Genomic DNA, 21,468 nt, shown 5'->3' on the forward strand with positions numbered 1-21,468 from the left:
ATCAAGAGGTTTGCAGACGCCATGACCGGGATTCCCGCGATCAGCGCTTACACCCTGCCCGTGTCCGGGCAACTGCCGCGGAATATCCCGCGCTGGACCATCGATCCGTCCCGCGCGGTATTCCTGATCCACGACATGCAGCGCTACTTTCTGCGCCCGCTGCGCCAGGCCGGCCTGGATGTGCCGTTGATCCGCAACATCCGCGCCATCCGCGATTTCGCGCTGGACCACGACATGCAGGTGGCCTATACGGCGCAGCCGGGCGGCATGAGCCGCGACGAGCGCGGCCTGCTGCGCGACTTCTGGGGCGACGGCATGCAGGTGGCGCCGGAGGACCGCGCCGTGATCGACGAGCTCGCGCCGGAAGACCGCGACTGGGTATTCAAGAAATGGCGCTACAGCGCGTTCTGGAAATCCGACCTGCAGGCGCGCATGCGCGTGCATGGGCGCGACCAGCTGATCATCGGCGGCGTCTACGCGCATATCGGCATTCTGACCACGGCGCTGGAATCGTTCTCGCACGACATCGAAACCTTCGTGGTGGCTGACGCCACCGCCGACTTCTCGCTGGAACGCCATCTGATGGCGCTGGAGCATGCGGCGCGCTGCTGCGCCGTCGTCCTCACCACCGGGGAGATCGTGCAATGAGCCTGCTCGAACGGATTGTGAGCGGCAGCCTGAAGGACGCGTTCGCGCTGATCGTGCGCGAGAGCGGCACCGGTCCGCGCCTGCTCGAGGTCTACGCGGGGCACGCGCGGACCTGCGAGTCCTTCGTCGACCTGCCGGAGACGGGCGAGTCCAAGGACGGCGTGCTGGTGCTGATTCCCTACGCCCAGCTGCGCGAGCGCGGCTTTGCCTGCATCGACGACGGCGAGCGGCTTTGCGCGATCGAGATCCGCGAGCGCGAGGTGTATCCGCTGGATGAAGTGCTCGAAGTTTTCCCCGACGTGGCGCTGCACCTTACCGAGGGTGCGTTCGACATGGAGGACGAGGCGTACGAGGACGCGGTGCGCCGGGTCATCCACGACGAGATCGGGCATGGCGAAGGGGCGAACTTCGTCCTGAAGCGCACCTACCGGGCTAAGCTGCATGGTTACTCGCTGGCCACGGCGCTGGCGGGGTTCCGCCGCCTGGCCGTGCAGGAATCGGGCGCCTATTGGACCTTCCTGGTGCACGTCGGCGGCCGCACGTTTATCGGCGCCAGCCCGGAGCGGCACGTGAGCGTCGAGGACGGCGTGGCCATCATGAACCCGATCAGCGGCACCTACCGGTATCCGTCGACCGGGCCGACGCTGGACGGCGTGCTCGATTTCCTCACCAACGAGAAGGAAGTCGACGAGCTCTACATGGTGGTCGACGAAGAGCTGAAGATGATGGCGCACTTCTGTCCGGCCGGGGGCACCGTGCGCGGACCGTACCTGAAGGAGATGTCGCGCCTGGCGCATACCGAGTACTACATCGAAGGCCGCACGCAGGCCGAGGCGCGCATCGTGCTGCGGCAGACGCTGTTTGCGCCGACGGTGACGGGCAGCCCGATCGAGAACGCCTGCCGGGTGATCGCGCGGCAGGAGCGCGAGGGGCGCGGCTTCTATGCCGGCGTGATCGCCTTGATCGGCAACGATGCCGCGGGCGGGGAGCGGCTCGATTCGGCGATCCTGATCCGCACCGCGGAGATCGCCGCCGACGGTTCGATGAAGATCGGCGTCGGTTCCACCATCGTCCGCCACTCGCAGCCGCAGGCGGAAGCCGACGAGACGCGCGCCAAGGCGAAGGCGTTGCTGGCGGCGCTGGGCGTGCAGGCGACGCGCAGCTTTGCCGGCGTGCCGGCCGTCCAGGCCGCGCTCGGCAAGCGTAACGGCGCCGTCGCCAACTTCTGGTTGACCGACAGCAGCCAGCGCATCTGCGTCGACCCATCGCTGCGCGGACGCCGTGCGCTGATCATCGACGCCGAAGATGCCTTCACCGCCATGCTGGCTCAGCAGCTGGAAGCGATCGGGCTGGAAGTGACGATCAAGAGCTGCACCGATCCGGATCTGTTCGACAGCGATTGCGACGTGGCAGTGCTGGGGCCAGGCCCTGGCGACCCGCGCGACGTCCGCGACCGCCGCGTGGCGAGCCTGCGCCACGTGATGGGCGAGCTGCTGGCCCGCCGCAAGGCCTTTCTCGCTGTCTGCCTCAGCCACCAGATCCTGTGCCTGGAGCTGGGCCTGGACCTGGTGCCGCGCGCGGAGCCGAACCAGGGTGTGCAGAAGGAGATCGACCTGTTCGGCAGCCGCGAGTGGGTGGGTTTCTACAACTCGTTCGTCGCCAAGTGCGAGGCGAGCGCGATCAACGTGCAGGGCGCCGGCAATGTGGAAGTGAGCCGCGACCTGGCCTCGAACGAAGTGCACGCCTTGCGCGGCGACCGCTTCGCTTCCATCCAGTTCCACGCCGAATCGCTGCTGACGCGGCGCGGCGTCGACATCATCGCATCCAACGTCAAGAGAGTGCTCTCATCATGATCGCTACGATAAGTTGGTGGAATCTCGACCGCTCGGCGCAGACCATCGAGTCGCTGCGCGGCTACCTGCATGGCGAAGGCGTGGCGCCGTGGGAAGCGATTGCCGGCATGCGCACCAAGTTCTGGATCTCCGACCCCGCCAACAACCTGTGGGGCGCGGTGGTGCTGTGGGAGCACCACGAGGCGATGAGCCAGTCGCTGCCGCCGAACCGCGCGACCGAGCTGATCGGCTATCCGCCGACCTGGCGTTCCAGCTTCGACGTCGAGGCGCTGATCGACCAGGGCTCGCCCACGGCGTGGTTTGGCCTGGCGGGCATCGGCGCGCCGGCGCCGGGGCATGCGCCGGTCGGCTTTCCGCAGGGAGGCGCCTGACCATGGCCGAGTACGAAGTGGCGACCGTGGCGGCGCGCGATACCAGCGTATTCGGCGCGCCGCCGGCCGATCCGATGGCGGTGATCCGCAACTGGTTCGACGAGGCGCGCGAGCTGGGCGTGCCGGAATGCGGCGCGATGGCGCTGGCGACCTCCGATGCGCAGGGGCGCTCTTCCGCGCGCATGGTGCACGTGATCGAGGTGCGGCCGGATGCGCTGATCTTTACCACGCACCGGCATAGCCAGAAGGGCCGGGAGATCGACGAGACGCATTGGTCGTCGGGCGTGCTGTATTGGCGCGAGACGAAGCAGCAGATCACGATCGCCGGCCCGACGCGCCTGGTGTCGACCGAAGTCTCCGACGCACTGTGGGGCCGCCGGCCGATCACCACGAATGCCATGTCGTTCGTGTCGCGCCAGAGCGCGCCGCTGGACGACGAGGCCGCGCTGCGCGACGAAGCGAACGCGCTGCTCGCCGCCTCGCTGGGCCTGCCGCGGCCCGATGGCTGGGTGGGTTATGCCATTTACCCCGAGAGCATCGAGTTCTGGCACGCCGCGCCGGATCGCCTGCACCAGCGCCTGCGTTACGACCGCGATGGGCAGGCCTGGAACTGGCGGAGGCTGCAGCCTTGAAAGCGATGCCTTATGCCGTGGCGGATGTGTTTACCGAAAATCCGCTGGAAGGGAATCCGGTGGCGGTGTTCTTCGATGCGCAGGGGCTGGAAGCGCAGGACATGCAGCGGATCGCGCGGGAGCTGAACCTGTCGGAGACGACGTTCGTGTTTCCGCCGCCGGCCGGTGCCGATGTACACGTACGCATCTTTACGCCGGTGAACGAGTTGCCGTTCGCCGGACATCCGACGCTGGGCACGGCCGTGGTGCTGGGGCAGCGCGGGCATAGCGGCACGCTGCGGATGGCCACGGCGATGGGCACGATACCGTTCGAGCTGGAACGCGACCGCGAAGGCGTGGTGCGCGCGGCGTCGATGGTGCAGCCGGTGCCGACGTGGTTGCCGTACGAGCACGCCGATGTATTGATCGATGGCTTGGGGATCGAGGGTTCGACCTTGCCCGTCGAGGTGTATCACATCGGTCCGCGGCATGTTTTCGTCGGGCTGCCGACGATCGAGGCGCTGTCGGCGGTGAAGCCGGATCTGAGGGTGCTGGCGACCTTGCCCGACGTAGCGGTGAATTGTTTTGCCGGGGCAGGGCGGCATTGGCGGATGCGGATGTTCTCACCGGCCTATGGCGTGGCGGAGGATGCGGCGACGGGCTCGGCGGCGGGGCCACTGGCCTTGCATCTGATACGGCATGGCTTGTCGGAGTTCGGCACCGCCATCGAGATTCTGCAGGGCGTCGAGATGGGGCGCCGCTCGCTGATGCGGGCGACGATTCATGGGTCGATGGATGCGATCGGGCCGATTGAAGTGTCCGGTGCGGCCACGGTAGTGGCACGCGGCGAGCTGCTGCGCTGGAAGGCATAGAACCGAAGAGTCCAGCTTGCGTAGGTTGGGGTGAGCAAAGCGAACCCCAACGGTGCGCAACGTTGGGGTTCGCCTGCGGCTCACCCCAACCTACATTCGGAAACTGACGAAAGGAATGCTTATGTCGACCACCAGCTTCGCTAACGACCACGAACTGCGCACCCAACACCGCCGCGTCATCGAAGACTACTTCAGCCGCCGTGGCGAAGGCCGTCTTACCCGCTACCAGCTCTTCACCGAAGACGGCAGCGGCGGCCTGTGGACCAACGACACCGGCGGCCCCATCGCCTCCTACGGCCACGAAGCCCTGAAAGCCCACGGCGCCTGGTCGCTGCAATGCTTCCCCGACTGGCAATGGACCAACGTGCAGATCTTCGAAACCCAGGACCCCAACCGCTTCTGGGTCGAATGCGACGGCGAAGGCCAGATCCTGTTTCCGGGCTATCCGCCGGGCATCTACCGCAACCACTTTATCCACTCGTTCCAGATGGAGAACGGGAAGATCAAGCAGGGCCGCGAATTCATGAATCCCTATGAGCAGATGCGCGCGCTGGGCATTCCGTTTCCCGCCATCAAGCGCGCCGGCATTCCGGCCTGAGCGAAGACGGGTGGCCGCTTCAAACCTGCGGCTGGTGGTGCGTGACGCAATGGATGCCGCCGCCACCCGCCGCAATCGGGTCGATATTCAGCTGCACGATCCGGTAGGAGGGATAAAGCGACTGCAGCAGATCCCTGCAGTACCGGTCGGCATGCGCATCGCCGAACTGGGGCGCGATCACCGCGCCCCGCACCACCACAAAGTTGATATAGCCGGCGGCGAAGGCATCGTTTCCGTTGGTAAAGCGGTTCTTGCGCAGATCTTCCGGCGGCGGCAGCGTGTGGATCTCCAGCCGGCGGCCGCTGGCGTCGGTGGCGTTGCGCAGGATGTCCAGGTGCTTCCTGGTGACCGCGTAGTCGTACGACGACGGGTCGTTGTCGAGATTGGCCACCACCACGCCGGGCCGGACAAAGCGCGCATAGAAGTCCACGTGCGCATCGGTGATGTCCTTGCCCTTGATGCCCGGCAGCCAGATGATTTTCTTCAGGCCCAGCACCGACTTCAGCTCGTCCTCGATCTGGTCGCGGCTCCAGCCGGGGTTGCGGTTGCGATTGACCCAGCAACTCTCGTTGAGGATGGCCGTGCCCTGGCCATCCACTTCGATGCCGCCGCCTTCGCCGGTCAGCGCGCTGCGGATATATTCGGCGCCGGCATCGTTGCCGACCAGACGCGCCACGCGCGCATCCAGGTCGTGCTCCTGCTTGTCGCCCCAGCCATTGAAGTTGAAATCCACCGCACCGAGTTCGCTGCGGCTGCCGATCACGAAGTTCGCGCCGATGTCGCGCATCCAGATGTCGTCGAGTTCTGTGGTGATGAAGCGCGTGTTGTAGGTACCGCAGAGTTCGCGGGCCAGGTCCAGCTCCTCCTCGCGGCACAGGATCGTCACCGGCTCGTATTCGGCGATAGTGCCGGCGACCAGCCCAAGGCAGGCCTGCACGTCGGGCGTGAAGTCTTTCCAGATCGCGGTCTGCGCGCCAAAGGCCATGAAAGTGCGCGTATGCGGGTGGCTTTCGTCGGGCATGAGCATGTCGCCATCGGCACTGCCGCCCAGCCACGACGAGTAGCGCGAAGCGCCGAATACCAGCGGGGAGACCAGGCCAAGGCCGATCAGGGATGAAGCTCGGGTAATGAACTGCCTGCGCGTAGTCACACTGCCACCTCACTGGCCGGGTTTGAATCAGTCGTTGGCGAGGAGGCTAAAAGAGGCTGGGTAACAGCAAGGTAACAGGCGCCCGGAAAGCTCAGCGGCCGGCGTAAATCAGCTGGATCTCGAACCGCTCGCCGGTCCGCGACACCACCACCTTCCAACCCATGCGCTCGGCAATGCGCTCGACCAGATGAAGCCCGACGCCAAAGCCGTGCGTGCCGCCTTCGTCCGGCTCGTCCTTGCGGATGGCATTGCCGAGGTGGAGGCTTTCCGCATCGGCGCTCAGGCGGATGACACCCGGGGCGCCATGCTCCAGCGCGTTGCGCAGCAGGTTGTGCATGGTCATCTGAAGCAGGACGGGGACGGCGCGTACGGTCAGTCCGGGTGCGAAGTCCATTTGCAGGGTGAATGCCTGCCCGGGCATCCGCGCGCTGACATCGCGCCAGGCCTGCTCCACCAGCGGCATCAAGGGCACCGCAACCAGCGGCAGCTCGTCGCGTCCTTCGCGCCACAGCCAGAGCAAGGTCTCCGTCATGGCGCGCATGTCGCCATGCGCGCGGCGGATCCGGTCGAGCTGGTTGTGCCACGGCGCCAGCGCATCGCGCTTCTTGTCCAGCAGATCGAGCGTTGCACCGGTTACCGCCAGCGGCGTGCGCAGTTCGTGGCTCAGCGTCTGCAGGAAGTACTGTTCGCGCTGATGGGTGGCGGCCAGTTCGGTCATCGCGCCATGCAACCGGGCTGCCAGGGCGTCGAGTTCATCGATGGGTAAAGCCGGAGCCGGTTGCGGTGCTGCGCCCGGCTGGCCCGACAGGGTTCCGGCCCAGGCGCTGAGCCGTTCGATCGGGCGGGCGACGGAGCGGAACATCGCGAAGGCCACCACCGCCACGATGGGCAGCGACAACAGCAGCAGGATCAGCGCCACCATGGCCAGGCTCGGGCCGGTATGCCCGGCGTCGTCCTGCGGCAGGAAGCGGTGCACCACGAAGGCTGGCTCGTGCCCCGGTTCCAGCTCGAACGGCAGGATGTAGAGGAAACCCTGGCCGGCATCGACCGTGGTGACTTCGTCCGGTGTCCAATGGGTCTTCGCCAGCGCCTGGCCATAGCGGGCGGAAAGCGCCTTCGCATCGGCGAAGTACTGGCGAAACGTATCGCCGGCGGGCAGCTTGCCGGTCGCTTCGTAATAGCCGCTGGCCTGCTGGGCATCCTTCCACAGATAGAACTCGCTGCTGTCGTCCAGGCCCCAGTTGTAGAGCCGGTAGATGGCATAGCCGTTCAAGCCGCTGACCAGGACGATCAGGACGATCAGGCGTCCGGCGAACAGGCGCCGCAGCTTCATGGCTGCGCGGCCGGTGCGCGCAGCGCGACGCCATGGCCCCGGATCGTATGCATCAACGGCTGCGCCTGGCCATCGTCGATGGCCTGGCGCAATCGATAAAGCACCATCTTCAAGGCGTCCGTGGAAGGCGCGCCGTTCGGCCACAGCAGATCCTCCAGCTGCTCGCGGCTGACCACCGCGGGACTCTTGCGCGCCAGATGCACCAGCACCTCCCACTCCCGGCCACTGAGCGAAAGCGTCCGCCCCTGCCGCGTGGCCGTGCGCGCCGCCAGATCGATTGCCAGATCGGCAACGGCCAGTTGCTGAAGATGGCGGCCACGCAGCGACAGCGCACCGACGCGGGCGGACAGCTCGGCCATATCGAACGGCTTGACCAGGTAGTCATCCGTCCCGCTGCGAAAGCCTTCCAGCTTGTCGGCCATGCTGTCCCGCGCGGTCAGCATCAGGCAGGGCGTGGCGACGCCAGCTTCGCGCATCGCCTTGCACACGGCAAAGCCATCGATCCGCGGCAGGTTCACGTCCAGCACGATGGCGGCATATGCCTGCGACTGCACCCGCTCCAGCGCCACCTTGCCGTCCGCCGCGTGATCGCACTCGTAGCCGTCGGATTCGAGATATTCCAGCACCGACGCGGCGAGGTCTCGGTCGTCTTCAACCAGGAGTACGAGCATCGTTGCTCCAGCCGTGGGTACCGTGAGGCGATGCGCTCTATCGTACGCTGGCCCGGCGGCGCAGGAGAGGGCCGATGCGGCGAAACGGCCGGCTCTTGTGCGCCGGGCGCTACTGCAGTTCGCCGATGCTCCTTTGCATGTCGTCCTTGCGCGCCGGGTCGCGCTCGCTCGCCACCATGCCCTGCAGGATCTTCAGCTGCGCCGTGTCGAGCGCCTTCTTGGCGGAGGTCTTGATGTCCGGGATGACGCCCGTACCTTCCCAGTCGCCATGCGTCACCGGGTTGATAGGCCGTCCCGAGGGCACGAACATCATGAAATGCTCGCTCAGGCGTTGCGGCGAACCGGCATGGGCGGCACCGGCGGTCACCTCGCCGACGATTTTGGCGCGGCCGGCGTTCTTCAGCGCATAGGCGAAGTCTTCGCAACCGGAAATGGTCTCGCTGCTGGTCAGCACATACAGCGGCCGCGCTTGTCCATAGCGTTTGCCGGTGACGCTGGCGGCGGTCCAGCGCTGCTCCGTGCGGCCTTCGTCGCGGTAGTAGATGTCGTTGAGATGGGTGGGCTGGTCGAACAGATAGCTGGCCACCTGCATGACCGTATCGGGATCGCCGCCATGGCATTCGCGCAGGTCGACGATCAGGGCATCGGTATCGCCCAGCAGGCTCATTGCGGCGGCGATGCGTTCGGCCGTGTGCTGCGGGCGGCCGAAGGCATGCAGTTCGAGCAGGCCGATATTGAAATGCAGCCGGCCGACGTTGGCGAAGCCGTAGTTGACCTTTTTCTGGTGCAGGTCTTCGGCGGCCTGCTCCTCCGGCGACGGCCCGCCATCGGTGCTCGCGGGAATGGCCTGCTCGAAGTACCGGACCTCCAGATGCTTGTCGCTGGTCGTGCCCTGCAGCAGATCGGTCAGGCGTTCGGCCAGGCCCTGGGCGCTATCGATCGCATCGAAATCGCCATGCGCCATGCGTGCGCGCAGGTCCTTCTCGATCGCTACCGCCTTGTCGGGAAAGACGTAGCCGCGATCGAGCTTGGCGATGACGCCTTCGAGCACCGCATCGCGCGTGGCCTTGTCGATGGCCATGTCCTTCTGCGGCGGCTCGTGCGGCGGCCCCTGGTTCGGACCTCCGGGCCAGGCCAGCACCGCCACGCTCCCCAGGCCCGCCATGCCCAGCGCGGCCATCGCCACGAAGATCCCCGTTCGCCTGTTCATTGCACTTCTCGTGTATGGGCGAAATCGCCCGGCCAGCACAGGCTGTGGGCGCAATGTGGGGAAATTGTGTGTGTGGTGGCGAGGTCACCAGTCGACGCGGTAACCGACGCCGTAGATGGAATGGATGATCTCCACCTCCGGCAGCACGGCGGCGAGCTTGCGGCGGAGATTCTTGACGTGCGTGTCGATGGTGCGGTCGTTGGCGTCAAGATTGTCGCGCTGGACTACGTCGAGCAGCTGCGTGCGCGAATACGCCATGCCCGGGCGCCGCAGCATCGTCGCCAGCAGGTGGTACTCGCTCGGCGTCAGATCGAGCGCATGCGCGCCGACGCGAATGGATCGCGCGGCTTCGTCGATCCTCAGCAGCGGACGATCCGTGGCCTCGGCGCGCGTGCGGCGCAGAATGGCCTTGATGCGCGCCACCAGTTCGCGCGGACTGAACGGCTTGCACAGGTAATCGTCGGCGCCGGCTTCGAGACCCAGCAGGCGATCGACCTCTTCGACTCTGGCGGTCAGCATCAGGATCGGCACGTCCGAGAACGCACGCAGGGCCTGGCACACCGCAAGCCCATCGAGCCCCGGCAGCATCAAATCGAGCACGATCAGATCGGGCATGGCCTTGGTGGCGCGTTCGAGCGCGACTTTGCCGTCGCCGATCACCTCGGCGGTATATCCAGCCGCGGCGACATAGTCGGCGACGATGGCCGCGAGTTCGCTTTCGTCCTCGACAATCAGAATCCGTGCGGTCATCGGTCGTCCAGGGGCAGGATCATCGTGGCGCGCAAGCCGCCCAGCGGAGAAGGCGCGAACACCAGGCGGCCGCCGTGCGCGGCGAGGATCTGCCGGCACAAGGCGAGACCCAGGCCGGAGCCGCCGGAGCTGCGGCTGCGCGACTCCTCCAGTCGAAAGAAGCGTTCGCCCAGGCGTTCGAGCGATGCCGCCGGAACGCCCGGTGCGGAGTCGTCGACGATGATGTGGATGGTGTTATCCGCGACGGCGCCGGTGAGCGCGACGCTGCCGCCGGCTGCGGTATAGCGGGCGCTGTTCTCGAGCAGGTTGGCGAGCACCTGCCGGATGCGGACGGCATCGCATGGCGCCACGCAGTTCGACGGCGCCGCGCCGATCGATGCCTGCAGGTTGTTGGCGCCGAATCGCGCCGAGAAGTCGGCGAAGACCTCGCCAGCCATCCGCCACACATCGTGCGGTGCAAGCTCGTAGCGGACCTGCCCGAGATCGCCGCGCGCCAGCTCGTGCAAATCATCGACCAGTCGGTTGAGCGAATGCACCTGCCGCTCCATCAAACTCAGGTGATCGGGCGTGGCGGCGCGCACGCCGTCCTGGACGCTTTCGATCTGGGCGCGCAGCACCGCCAGCGGCGTGCGCAGCTCATGCGAGGTCTCCGCGATCCACTGCTGGCGCATCCGCTCCACCTCCTGCAGGCGCGCGGCGAGGCGGTTGAAGGCGCTGGCGAGTTCGCCCAGCTCGTCGGTGCGGGTCACCTCGATGCGCGTCGCGAACTGGCCGTGTTCGAGCCTGCGCGCACCCGTGACCAGCCGCAGGATCGGCCGGCGCACATGGACGGCCAGCAGCCAGGCGACGCCGACGCTGAGCAGCAGGGCGGCGACCAGCGCCCAGGCCAGGCGGGTCTGCTGATCGATCAGGAAGGCGACGGCCAGTGCATCGTCCGGATGCTGGGGATAGGCCACGAGCAGACTGCCGATCGGACGGCCATCGACGCTCAGCGGGTGCGCGGCACGATCGATCGACGTAGCGGCGATCAGCAAGGGGGATGCGACGGCGCCGGCCAGATACTTACCGTGCGCATCGGTGAGGCCGATGCGATAAGCCACGCTCGAAGCCCCGGACTTCGCATCGGGCGCGCCGGCACGCGAGCGCTCGTACGCATCGCGCAACCAGGCCTTGCGCTGTGCGGTATCGCGGGGAAGAAACGACCAGTCGCCATGCTGCCGGTAGCTGGCCTCCAGGGTGGCGCCCAGCGTGTCGAGAAAATGCGTGTCGGTATCGAGCCGGTGCTCGGCAAAGTTGTCCAGCAGCCGCCACCGCACCAGCTCCATACCCAGCGCCCCGGCGACGACGATCGTCAGCCAGATGGCCAGGAACAGGCGGTAGCCGATGGATAGCTTCAAAGGCGCGATACCGTGCAAGGAAGAAACCTGCCCCCGGGGATCCGGTAGCGCATCAGCTTAGGCAAGCCGCCGCGCGTCGGCTAGGCCTTTATCGCGTCGATCAGCGCCCCCGCCAGATGGCGCATTATCCATGGACAAGATAGCCCGTCCGGCGTGACCATTCGCTTTCACCAAAGGGGGTTGCGATGATGGATATGCAGAACGGACAGGTCAGCCCTGATACGCCGCCGCATGGACCCATAGCGCTGGGCGATTACCGGCTAAGCCTTGACGAGCATGGCCGGCTGATCATCCGTACCGCTTCGGAGCATGAGGCGACGGTGTTTTTTCCCGGGAATTTCAACAGGGAAAGCGTTGCGCTCAGGATCGAATCCACGGGATTGCAGCTTAGACTGCGCAAGCCCTGAAGGTAGGTTGGGGTGAGCCGCAGGCGAACCCCAGCATCGCAACATTCGGACGCATCGTACTGTTGGGGTTCGCCTTCGGCTCACCCCAACCTACGCCCGGTGAAGACAAGTACCAACGGAGAATCGAAGTGGAAACGATCGGGCGCGACCTGAGAGAAATGCAACGCGTGCCGCTGGCCAGCACGCACGTCGCGGCCATGCGGGCGGAAGGCACCGAGGTGCGCTACGCGGCGGGCGATTTCATCGTCCAGCTGGGCGACCCGATCGAGCGCTTCGTCTACGTGGAGGACGGCGAAATCGAAGTGGTGAACCCTTTTACGGGTGAGCGCCATTTCCCTTCCACGCTGGGCCCGACCCAGTTCATGGGCGAGATCTCCTTCCTCAACGGCGGTGTGTGGGCCTTGCCGATGCGCGCGGTGAAGGACACCCGCGTGCTGGAAGTGCCGCGCACCGCCATGCTGCGGCTGATGTCCGAGATCCCGGAGATGTCGGACATCATCATCACCGTGTTCTCGGCGCGCCGCCGCCGCCAGCTCGACGAGCGCGACGGCACCCTGGTGCTGATCGGCGAGGACCTGGACCGGAATATCCAGCGCATCGGCGAGTTCGCCAGCCGCAACCGTTTGCCGTATGCGTCCCACGCGCTGGGCAGCGCGGAAGCCCAAGGCATCGCCACCAGCTGCGCCATTCCCACCGACCGGCCGGCGGTGATCTTCGGCCGCGACCACGTGGTAAGCGAACCGACGCCCGACAAGATCGCCAAACTGATGGGCCTGAGTTTCGAGCTGGCCGACGAGGAAGCGGTGGACGTGCTGATCGTCGGCGGCGGCCCGGCGGGTGTGGCGGCCGGCGTATATGCCGGTGCCGAAGGCCTGAGCGCGATCGTGGTGGAAGACCTCGCGGTTGGCGGCCAGGCCGGCACATCCAGCCGGATCGAAAACTATATGGGCTTCCCCACCGGCATTTCGGGTGCCGACCTGGTGTGGCGCGGCGAAGTGCAGGCGATGAAGTTCGGCACACGCTTCATCATGCCGCGGCGCGTGGTGAGCGTGGAGCGGCGCGAGGACGGCAAGTTCTGTTCGACCTTCGACAATGGGCAGCGCATTCTGGCCGGCGCCATCGTGGTGGCGACGGGCGTGCAATATAAGCGGCTGCCGATCGATCGGTTGGCGGAGTTCGAAGGGGCTGGTGTGTATTACGCCGCCACGGAAAACGAAGCGCGCTATTGCAAGGATGGCGAGGCGCTGGTGATCGGTGGAGGCAACTCCGCGGGTCAGGCGGCGATGTTCCTGAGTCGCGCGGCCAACCGCGTGCGCCTGCTCGTTCGTGGCAACTCGCTGGCGTCGTCGATGTCGAGCTACTTGTCGAGCCGATTGGAAGCGGATCCGAAGATCACCATCGAGTACGGCTCCGCGGTGCGCCTGCTGCACGGTGGCGAGCGGATCGATGCCGTCACCGTGCATAACAGCAACAACGGGTCGGATTACACGCTGCCGACGTGTGCGCTCTTCATCATGGTGGGCGCGGAGCCCAATACGTCCTGGCTGTCGGGGCTGGTGAAGCTGGATCAGAAGGGCTTTGTCGAGACGGGCGATGCGGTGGGGGCGGATTCGCCTTATGCGACGTCGCAGCCGGGGATTTTTGCGGTGGGGGATGTAAGAGCGGGGTCGGTGAAGCGTGTGGCTTCGGCGGTGGGCGAGGGTTCGGTGGTCATTTCCAAGGTTTGGTCGCATTTGAACGGATGAGCGCCTTGAAACAGATACGGATCATCGATGTTCCACCGGGTGAGGCTCCTGCGAGCATCCGCGGAGCGTGGGTTGGCCTGGTTCTGCCATTGGCGGAGACGGCGTATCCGCAGCCTGTTGTATCGATCACCGTCGGTGTTCTTGGAAAGCATCGCAGCTTGCTGGCGCGGTTGAAGCGTCTATTGGGCGCCGCCCCGATGGAGGAGCAACCATCCATCGGCTACATCGTTAACGTCATTGACGCTATCGAAGTCCTGCGCGCCAGTTCGCCATCCGCAGCGGCCTGGTGGGAGTGCCATACGCCGCATCTGCTTGCGCCAGGCAGGCGGTTTTCGTTTGCGGCGCATTGTTGTGAGGAGCAAAAGGGAGAACGCATTTAGTTGCTCTTATTCCCTTTCTGCGTTCGCTTCACTTTCATTTTATTGGGCACTTCTATGTCATCTGATCAATACCGCCGAAGTGCTCTTCAAAAGCAGAACGAGATTGTGGCTATTCAGAAGAAGAAGGCGGCTGAAATCAAGAGGATTTTGGATATCAATAGCCGTATCTTGAGTGTACAGGAGGCTGCCCGGAAAGCATCGAGCGTCAGCGCCTTTGAGTCCCGCTTGCGAGATATTGCGCGTTACCAGCGAGATGTGGCTTCGTCCGAGAAAAAAGTCGCTGACTTCGAGAAGAATATTGGCCAACTTCAGGCCCGAATTGCGGAGGACCAGCGCAGGCAAGCCGACGAGGAGCAACGGGAAGGCAAAAGGCGGATTCAAGACGAAAGCAATCGTATGCGTCAGCAAACACAGCATATGGCAGCGGTCGACTCTACCTTGCGTCATCACTCCGCTTTACATAGACGGACCGAACACGCCATAGCAAAACTTCTGCAGCCACTCGAACGTATCGTGGTTCTATTCCTCGCCTCCAATCCCATCGATCAACAGCAACTACGTCTCGATGAGGAGGCTCGAAGCATTGGTCAGATGATTCGGGGCTCGAAACATCGGGATGTGGTCAAGCTCGAAACCCGTTGGGCTTTGCAAAGTAGCGATCTTCTTCAGGCGCTCAACGAGTGTCAGCCAACTATCGTTCATTTCAGTGGGCATGGAAGCGACCAAGATGAAATCATTTTCCAGAGCCCGTCTGGTCAAGCGAAATCTGTATCGAAGGAGGCGATAGTCCAGGTCATGAAAACCGTCGCCGAGAACATCCGACTTGTGTTTTTCAACACCTGCTATTCGCATGGTCAAGCCGAGGCAGTGGTTGAGCACATCGAGGCAGCTATTGGAATGAATACGTCCATAGGTGATGAGGCTGCACGGGTATTTTCCTCGAATTTTTACTCAGCAATTGGCTTCGGTCTTTCCGTCAGGAAGGCGTTTGACCAAGCACGTGCTGCGCTCATGCTCGAGGGTATACCCGAGCATGACACTCCTATCCTGTTTGTCCAGGCGGGCTTAGATGCTGACGAAATCGTGCTTGTTACTCCGTAGATGAGGAGCTAAGAAGAACGAATGTGGTTGCGCCGGCTTTGCAGCTAAATGGAAGTGGCTAAAGGGGCAGATGCAGTTAACACCATTTAATGGCCCTTATCCCCGCTTGCCCCTATGAGCAGCAGCTCCAGGAGCCTAAGGAAGCAATGCCCTTTGGCGGCATGCCGGAACATTGACGAAGCGCCGGCAAGTCCACGAAACTACCCGCGCATCGTCACGACGATGCCAGTCATTGCGCGCCGATCGTTCGCCGCGCAGTCGAATCCGAGGGGTGCTGCGACGGACTCGATCCGCCACGCTCGGCTTCGATATCCCAGCAAGGGCGCCCTCCATTGATGGAGGATTTGCTATGTCCCATGCCGTTACACATCGTCTTGCTGTCGCTACGTCCTCGATGGTTCCGGGTATCCATCCGGACGACCGGCACCTGGCGGATTCGCTGCTAAGCCTTGGCATCGAGACGACACCCTGCGTCTGGAACGACCCCGGCGTGGACTGGTCGCGGTACGACGCGGTGCTGATGCGTTCCACCTGGGATTACTTCAAGCACTACGCCGCGTTTGTCGAATGGCTGGATCGCCTGCCCATTCCAACCATCAACGATAAAGCCCTGCTGCGCTGGAACAGCGACAAGCGCTATCTGCCGGAATTGGCCGCGCAGGGCGTCGACATCATCCCCACGACCATGGCATCGGGAACCGAGCTGCGGCAGACGCTGGCGCGGATGTCGGGCCAGGAAGTGGTGGTCAAGCCGACGGTCAGCGGTACGGCCTGGTATACGGCGCGCGGCGTCGTTGGCGATCCCGCGTTCGAGCAGGTCGTGGCGCAACTGCCGAGGGAATTCGAGTATCTGTTGCAGCCCTTCGTGCCTGAAGTGGTCAGCGACGGCGAATGGTCTCTGCTGTTCTTTGGCGGCGAGTACAGCCACGCCGTGATCAAGCGGGCGGCGGCCGGCGATTACCGGGTGCAGTCGGATTTCGGAGGGACAGCCGACGCCGTCGATCCCGATCCGGCACTGATCGCCAGCGCCAAGCGCGCCCTTTCCGCCGCGGCGGCGCTCGGCCATGCCGATAGTGCTTATGCACGCGTCGATGGCGTGATCTGCAAGGGCAGCTTCCTGCTGATGGAGCTGGAAATGATCGAGCCGTTCCTGCACCTTGGGACGCAGCCGGAGGCGGCGGAGCGTTTCGCGCGACATCTGCAGCGGCGGTTGGCTGCTCGGGTCGCCTGAGCATTTCCGGTGGTTTAAAGGGGGCGGGTGTAGTTATCACCGCTTAATTGCTCTCGTCCCCTTTGCCACCCTTTGCCAGTGGTTGCCGGATGGGTCATGCCAGGTGTGTTCCATATTGTCGGTAGTTTTGGAATAACTACCGACGTTTCGGAACATGCGCTCGTCCGCCCCCGACCCATGGCCCGCCTGCATCAACCCATCGGTTTTATGCCCCAGGCATGCAACGCTCGGCGTACTGAAAAAAGACTTCCATCGCCCCGAGTTGTTCCGTGCCAACGATAGCCGCGATATACCCATCCGGCCGCACCAACACCCACTCCCCCGCCGACACCGCATAGCCCGCCCGGAAATGACCCCGATCATCGACAAGCTCCCCGCCTTCACCGATGGTGTGGATACGAAGCCCCGCCCGCGCAGCTACACAAGCACGATCAGCCTCATAACCCAGCAACGTCCAATGCGTACCTTTAAGCAAATCGAATAGCCGCACCGCTTGGCCGCTGACACCACGCATCGGCGCATCGGCAGCGCGGTCTCCAGCGAAAGGACCATGCCGACGCTCCGGCATTTCCAGCGCAAGCGCCGAATTCGCATAACCAAGATCCAACTGCCGCACATTGCGCCCACGCCGCATATCCCCCTGCTTCGCCGCGGCAAGCAACTGCGTGGAAAGCCCAAGCACCTCCGCAGCGACAGGGCGACGCTCCTGCTCGTAGGTATCGAGCAACGCATCTTCTGCACCGCGCAGCACGGCGGCCAGCTTCCATCCAAGGTTGTAAGCATCCTGGATGCTCGTATTGAGGCCCTGCCCACCCGTCGGCGGATGGATATGCGCCGCATCGCCCATCAGAAACACCTGCTGCACGCGATACCGATCGGCCAGCCGCGCATTCATCTGATAGGCCGACGCCCACGAAACGGACTTCACCAGCAAGTCGCTACGCCCGGATCGATCGTGCAGCATGGCGGTAAGCCCGGCGGCGGAGAGATCGACCTCGCCTTCCACCGGTATCGGCGCCTGGATCTGAAACAGCTCCGTGCCCGCCAGCGGACAGATCGCCATTTGCCGTTCCATCGAGCCATCGTTGAAGCGATGCCACGCGTCGCGTGACAAGCCGTCCAGGGTGACATCCGCCACGACGGCGCGCGCACCCAGCGTCTTGCCGGGAAAGTCGATGCCCAGTGCTTTACGCACGAAGCTCCGTCCGCCATCCGCACCCACCAGGTACTGCGCGTGCACCACCTCATCGTTGCCAAGCTTGCGCAGACGCGCCACAACGCCGGCTTGGTCCTGGCTGAAATCGATCAGCTCGCAGCCGAATTCCGGAGCGTGGCCCAGCTCGCACAGCCGATCGCGGAGGATGGCCTCGGTGAGGTACTGAGGAAGCATCTGCGGCAACGCATAAGGCTCGGCGGGCGTCGGATCCGCGCGCTCGACCACCTCCGATTCGGTATAGCTGCCGTCGCTGCGGTATTCGCGCACGGCCGGATAAAGGCCGCCGGCCGCGATGATCCGCTCCACCACGCCCAGGTCCTCGAAGACCTCAAGCGTGCGCGGCTGTATGCCCTTGCCGCGCGAACCGTGGAAAGGGCTGTCCATCTTTTCCACCAGGCGGAAGGCGATGCCCCGCCGCGCCAGCTCGATGGCCAGGGTGAGTCCGGCGGCGCCAGCGCCGCAAATCAGTACGTCGACCTTCGAATGACTGGTCATGATCCCTCCAATATGTGTAAAGTGCACATAACTGGAGCGAGCATATGCCAAGCAAAAAGAATGTGCAAGATGCACATATATCGAGTCAGCTGCGAACCCTGCACGGCGCGCTGATCACCATCATCGGCGTGTTCAACCGGCCCGACCGCGACGAGGCGATGATCCAGGAGGCCGGCATATCGCTGGACCGCGCCCTGTTTCCGCTGCTGGTGCTGGTCGAGCGCCTGGGGCCGATCGCGGTGGGCGAACTGGCGGGGCGGGTAGGGCGCGACTATTCGACGGTGAGCAAGCAGGTGGCCAAGCTGGAAACGCTGGGGCTGGTCGACCGCCAGGCCGGCGCGACCGACCGCCGGGTCACCGAAGCCAGCGTCACGCCGAAAGGCAAAGTCATGACGGATGCCCTGGACGCGGCAAGAGAGCGTTTCGGCCGTGCGCTTTTTGCGGACTGGGAGCAGGGCGAAATGGATGAACTGGTTCGCCTGCTGCAGAAGTTTGCGCACGACATCGATGCGCTGAAATAGACCTGAGGGGCACGGGTGCGGTTATCCCGCTTCAATCGCTCCCGTCCTTCCTTACCTTGGCCCGCCACTCCTTGACGAGAAGACGGCGATTCCCAAGGTAGCGATCGTCCAGCACCGCCGCACTCGTCATGCGGTCCGTCCGGAACAGCCGAAAATCCCCCCGCAGCTCGCACCATGCGGCGATAAACCGTTTGGTCTCCACGAAGCCCAGCAGGATGGGCCAGATAATCCTCTGCGTGTCGCCGCCGCCTTCGCCCTTGTAGCCGATGCGCATCTTGCGCTGTTCGCGCATGGCGCGCCGGACCTGGGCAAGGTCCACGGGCGAGACGTCCTCTTTCTTCTTTCCTATGTAGAGCGCATCGTCGTCGAGCGCGCGCCGCAGCTCCGGCGGAAGCACGCCGTTGATCTTGCCCAGAGCATTTTGAGCGGCCAGTGCAAGCGCATCGTCCGTCTGCCGGCTGACCCATTGCATGCCGGCAACCAGCGCCTGCAGCTCCTCCTGCGTAAACGACAGCGGAGGAAGAATGAAGCCAGGCCGCAGCACATAACCCACGCCCGGTGCGCCATCGATATCCGCGCCCATGGCCTGCAGCGTGGCAATGTCGCGCCGGATGGTGCGCAGCGAAACGCCCGCTTCGCGCGCCAGCGTTTCGCCGGACACCGTGCCGCGGTGCCGGCGCAGCACCTGCATCAATTCGAACAGTCGATGGCTGCGCGACATGGTCAGTCCATTGCGACGAGGCCCTTGCCGTCCAGTCTAGTACCGGTCTCCAGGGCGGCGATCAAACCGATGGCCTTGTCCAGCGGCACGATGCGAGCCACCGGCAGGCGCAGCCAGCCCTGGGCGGCAGCGGCGGCGAGGCTGTCGAGAATATCGGCGCGCGGCGTGCAGACGATGGGTTTGAAGCGCCGGTTGAACAGCGCTCGCATGAACTTGCCCGGCGTGGGGTCGATGTCGAGGAACACGCCGTTGCCTTCCAGCATGCCGAGCCCGGTGCCGGAATCCATCGTGGCCGCGGTGTCGTAGACCACGTCGTACCGGTCGCTGAGTGTCGAGAGGTCGGTAGTGCGGTAGTCGTAGACCACCTCGACGCCCAACGATCGCGCCCTCGCCATGGCCTGCGCGCTGGTGCTGCCGTGAACCTGCGCGCCAAAGCTGCGGGCCAGCTGGACCGCGGCGGCACCCACGGCGCCCGTGCAGCCATTGATGAAAATGCGGCTGTCGCGACGCAGCGTGGTTTTATCGACCAGGCCATTCCACGCCGTAATGCCGGGTGTCGCCAGGCAAGCGGCATCTTCGAAGGCGAGGTGGTCGGGCTTTTTCGCCAGCAAGGCTTCTTGAGCGATCACCGCTTCGCCGAATGCGCCGCTTTCCTTGAGCCGCGTCAGTCCGAAAACGGCATCGCCCGGTTTGAACCGGCTCACGCCAGGCCCTACCGCAAACACGGTGCCCGCGAAGTCGCTGCCCATGGCACGGGGAAAGGCTTTGCCGGTAAGCATCCGGAGCTGGCCGTGGCGCACTTTCCAATCGACGGGATTGATGGCGGCGAACCTGACTTTCACGGCGACCTCGCCATGCCCAGGCTCCGGCAGGTCGACACGCGCCAGCGTCATGACGTCCGGGCCGCCGTACTGGCTGTACTGAATGCGTTTCATGAAAGCGCTGCCGCCGTCAGTGCTGCTTGGCGCCGGCGGCGTAGGCGGCAAAGGGCGTGGCGTCGTAGATGACGTCGGTCGCGGCGATCTTGCCGTCTTCGATGATGAGGTACTCGGCGACCAGGGCGCGGGCGACCGGATGGGTTTCCACGTCATAGACCACCACGGCCTGACCCTCGTCACCGAAGACGGCGAGCGCGGTCAGGTTGACGATCATCCGCGCAAAGCCTTCCTGGAAGCCGCGGAACTTGTCGATGCCGGTGATCTGGCCGAGCGGGGAGGTGCAGACGATATGGTCGGAGGAGATCGAGAGAATGGTGTCGACGTCCTTGCTGGCCATGGCGTCGACGTAGCGGCGGGCGATGTCGTTGGCGGTGTTGCTCATGATGGGGCCTCGGTGGTGGATGAGGCCCAATCTAGAGTGGGGGTGGGACAGTTTTTGTCACCATGCTGAAGGCGGCGACTATCCCGTTGTTCCAGCGCGCTACAAGCTGCCGCGCTGGCTTACTTTGAAAGCAATGGCGATATCGGCCGCCGGCGGCTGCGGCGCATCGATGGACGTTTCAAAATGCCCATCGAGCCGATTGCCGGAGGGATCCTCCAGCATGCCGTGCACCATCAGTCGATAATCCCCCGCCTTCCACGCCGAGTCCGGCGTAAACGTCCACGTCGTTTCGCCATCTCGCAGTTGCCGCTCGCCCTCGACCAAGTGATCGCCGGCATCGACGACAGCCAGATAACCGGCGTCCCGGCCATCGATGGGGCCATCGAGGCTGACGACAAACGGCTCCCGCGTACCGGGCCGCACCGACGAGAGCTTCCACGCCGAAGCGACCGGGCCGTTTCCATCCACGGGACCGATATGCCACCGCTTGATGGGGCGCCCATCGAAGCTAAGCACGACATCCTCTCCCTCGCTCAGGATCGGCCCCTGCTGCTCCCGCGCGATCAGGCCGGTTTTTACGCGGCCGGGATGGAACAGCAAGGTCAGCACCTTTCCATCGGGCGACCACAGTTCCTGCTGCAGAAACGGCTCCTGCAGTAAACGCCCGTCAGCACGCGAAAGCGCGATCCGCGGCAACACCTCGCCTTCGATCGGAGCGGCAAACACCACCGACAACCGCAACAGATTGGCGGGCACCGCGGCGCCGGAAGGCTGCACGGCGACAACCTCCGGCGCCGGCTGCGCCGCTTGCGCGGCGGGCAGGGCGGCGGCAAACACCATGCCGCCGATCAGCAATCGCCAGCGCAT

The 21,468-nt window shown here is 64.6% G+C and carries 23 protein-coding genes and 1 riboswitch; of the genes, 12 read left to right on the forward strand and 11 right to left on the reverse strand.

The window, feature by feature from the left end; all coding sequences use genetic code 11:
* Positions 1-21 precede the first annotated feature (21 nt).
* The 6 genes from KK141_RS17890 to KK141_RS17915 all read left to right on the forward strand — a co-directional run bounded on the left by KK141_RS17890 (position 22) and on the right by KK141_RS17915 (position 4,953).
* A complete protein-coding gene (locus tag KK141_RS17890; RefSeq protein ID WP_214571036.1) occupies positions 22-648 on the forward strand; it encodes an isochorismatase family protein in 627 nt (208 codons plus the stop codon).
* Complete coding sequence (locus tag KK141_RS17895) at positions 645-2,501, forward strand: anthranilate synthase family protein (RefSeq protein WP_214571035.1); 1,857 nt, start codon at positions 645-647, stop codon at positions 2,499-2,501. The genes KK141_RS17890 and KK141_RS17895 overlap by 4 nt, the downstream gene beginning before the upstream one ends.
* Positions 2,498-2,872: a hypothetical protein gene (locus KK141_RS17900; protein ID WP_214571034.1), complete on the forward strand. Its 375-nt coding sequence runs from the start codon at positions 2,498-2,500 to the stop codon at positions 2,870-2,872. Before KK141_RS17895 ends, KK141_RS17900 begins: the two co-directional genes overlap by 4 nt.
* A 2-nt stretch (positions 2,873-2,874) precedes the next feature.
* Positions 2,875-3,504: a pyridoxal 5'-phosphate synthase gene (locus KK141_RS17905; RefSeq protein ID WP_214571033.1), complete on the forward strand. Its 630-nt coding sequence runs from the start codon at positions 2,875-2,877 to the stop codon at positions 3,502-3,504.
* A 5-nt stretch (positions 3,505-3,509) separates the two neighbouring features.
* The gene (locus KK141_RS17910) at positions 3,510-4,355 is read left to right on the forward strand and encodes a PhzF family phenazine biosynthesis protein (protein ID WP_214571247.1); all 846 of its coding nucleotides are present in this window, start codon (positions 3,510-3,512) and stop codon (positions 4,353-4,355) included.
* A 121-nt stretch (positions 4,356-4,476) separates the two neighbouring features.
* Complete coding sequence (locus tag KK141_RS17915; protein ID WP_284733898.1) at positions 4,477-4,953, forward strand: PhzA/PhzB family protein; 477 nt, start codon at positions 4,477-4,479, stop codon at positions 4,951-4,953.
* Between the two features lie 19 nt (positions 4,954-4,972).
* Here KK141_RS17915 and KK141_RS17920 read toward each other — a convergent pair whose 3' ends face one another.
* The 6 genes from KK141_RS17920 to KK141_RS17945 all read right to left on the reverse strand — a co-directional run bounded on the left by KK141_RS17920 (position 4,973) and on the right by KK141_RS17945 (position 11,464).
* Positions 4,973-6,103: an agmatine deiminase family protein gene (locus tag KK141_RS17920; protein ID WP_214571031.1), complete on the reverse strand. Its 1,131-nt coding sequence runs from the start codon at positions 6,101-6,103 to the stop codon at positions 4,973-4,975.
* Positions 6,104-6,194: 91 nt separating this feature from the next.
* The gene (locus KK141_RS17925) at positions 6,195-7,436 is read right to left on the reverse strand and encodes a HAMP domain-containing sensor histidine kinase (RefSeq protein WP_214571030.1); all 1,242 of its coding nucleotides are present in this window, start codon (positions 7,434-7,436) and stop codon (positions 6,195-6,197) included.
* Positions 7,433-8,107 carry a response regulator transcription factor gene (locus tag KK141_RS17930; protein ID WP_214571029.1) on the reverse strand — a complete coding sequence of 225 codons (675 nt, stop codon included), beginning with the start codon at positions 8,105-8,107 and terminating at the stop codon, positions 7,433-7,435. The genes KK141_RS17925 and KK141_RS17930 overlap by 4 nt, the downstream gene beginning before the upstream one ends.
* Positions 8,108-8,216: 109 nt before the next feature.
* Positions 8,217-9,317, reverse strand: coding sequence for a S41 family peptidase (locus KK141_RS17935; protein WP_214571028.1), 1,101 nt, complete (start codon positions 9,315-9,317; stop codon positions 8,217-8,219).
* A gap of 84 nt (positions 9,318-9,401) precedes the next feature.
* A complete protein-coding gene (locus tag KK141_RS17940; RefSeq protein WP_214571027.1) occupies positions 9,402-10,067 on the reverse strand; it encodes a response regulator in 666 nt (221 codons plus the stop codon).
* Positions 10,064-11,464, reverse strand: a complete 1,401-nt coding sequence (locus KK141_RS17945) for an ATP-binding protein (protein ID WP_214571026.1) — start codon at positions 11,462-11,464, stop codon at positions 10,064-10,066. Before KK141_RS17945 ends, KK141_RS17940 begins: the two co-directional genes overlap by 4 nt.
* 185 nt (positions 11,465-11,649) lie before the next feature.
* Here KK141_RS17945 and KK141_RS17950 point away from each other — a divergent pair, with 185 nt between their 5' ends.
* From KK141_RS17950 to KK141_RS17970, 5 genes are all read left to right on the forward strand, one after another.
* Positions 11,650-11,871, forward strand: a complete 222-nt coding sequence (locus tag KK141_RS17950) for a hypothetical protein (RefSeq protein WP_214571025.1) — start codon at positions 11,650-11,652, stop codon at positions 11,869-11,871.
* A 128-nt stretch (positions 11,872-11,999) separates the two neighbouring features.
* A complete protein-coding gene (locus tag KK141_RS17955; protein ID WP_214571024.1) occupies positions 12,000-13,616 on the forward strand; it encodes a cyclic nucleotide-binding domain-containing thioredoxin-disulfide reductase in 1,617 nt (538 codons plus the stop codon).
* Positions 13,617-13,621: 5 nt separating this feature from the next.
* Positions 13,622-13,996, forward strand: coding sequence for a hypothetical protein (locus KK141_RS17960; protein WP_214571023.1), 375 nt, complete (start codon positions 13,622-13,624; stop codon positions 13,994-13,996).
* Between the two features lie 105 nt (positions 13,997-14,101).
* Entirely contained in the window at positions 14,102-15,097 is a 996-nt protein-coding gene (locus tag KK141_RS17965) for a CHAT domain-containing protein (protein ID WP_345777575.1), read from the forward strand.
* Positions 15,098-15,357: 260 nt separating this feature from the next.
* Positions 15,358-15,432: riboswitch (S-adenosyl-L-homocysteine riboswitch) on the forward strand.
* 14 nt (positions 15,433-15,446) lie between these two features.
* Entirely contained in the window at positions 15,447-16,328 is an 882-nt protein-coding gene (locus tag KK141_RS17970) for a hypothetical protein (RefSeq protein ID WP_250901843.1), read from the forward strand.
* A 205-nt stretch (positions 16,329-16,533) separates the two neighbouring features.
* On the opposite strand, the gene KK141_RS17975 is transcribed toward KK141_RS17970, so the two are convergent.
* Positions 16,534-18,039 (reverse strand): FAD-dependent oxidoreductase, encoded by a 1,506-nt coding sequence (locus KK141_RS17975; RefSeq protein ID WP_214571021.1) that lies wholly within the window; start codon positions 18,037-18,039, stop codon positions 16,534-16,536.
* A gap of 44 nt (positions 18,040-18,083) precedes the next feature.
* Between KK141_RS17975 and KK141_RS17980 the strand changes: the two genes are divergently transcribed.
* Positions 18,084-18,560 carry a MarR family winged helix-turn-helix transcriptional regulator gene (locus KK141_RS17980; RefSeq protein ID WP_214571020.1) on the forward strand — a complete coding sequence of 159 codons (477 nt, stop codon included), beginning with the start codon at positions 18,084-18,086 and terminating at the stop codon, positions 18,558-18,560.
* Between the two features lie 31 nt (positions 18,561-18,591).
* On the opposite strand, the gene KK141_RS17985 is transcribed toward KK141_RS17980, so the two are convergent.
* The 4 genes from KK141_RS17985 to KK141_RS18000 form a co-directional block, all read right to left on the reverse strand.
* On the reverse strand, positions 18,592-19,281 hold the full coding sequence (locus tag KK141_RS17985; protein ID WP_214571019.1) for a YafY family protein: 690 nt from the start codon (positions 19,279-19,281) through the stop codon (positions 18,592-18,594).
* A gap of 2 nt (positions 19,282-19,283) precedes the next feature.
* The gene (locus tag KK141_RS17990; RefSeq protein ID WP_214571018.1) at positions 19,284-20,216 is read right to left on the reverse strand and encodes an NAD(P)-dependent alcohol dehydrogenase; all 933 of its coding nucleotides are present in this window, start codon (positions 20,214-20,216) and stop codon (positions 19,284-19,286) included.
* 16 nt (positions 20,217-20,232) lie between these two features.
* On the reverse strand, positions 20,233-20,601 hold the full coding sequence (locus KK141_RS17995) for a nuclear transport factor 2 family protein (protein ID WP_214571017.1): 369 nt from the start codon (positions 20,599-20,601) through the stop codon (positions 20,233-20,235).
* Positions 20,602-20,700: 99 nt separating this feature from the next.
* A complete protein-coding gene (locus tag KK141_RS18000; RefSeq protein WP_214571016.1) occupies positions 20,701-21,468 on the reverse strand; it encodes a hypothetical protein in 768 nt (255 codons plus the stop codon).

The sequence above is a fragment of the Dyella sp. LX-66 genome, from assembly GCF_018599165.1.
GTDB lineage: Bacteria > Pseudomonadota > Gammaproteobacteria > Xanthomonadales > Rhodanobacteraceae > Dyella_D > Dyella_D marensis.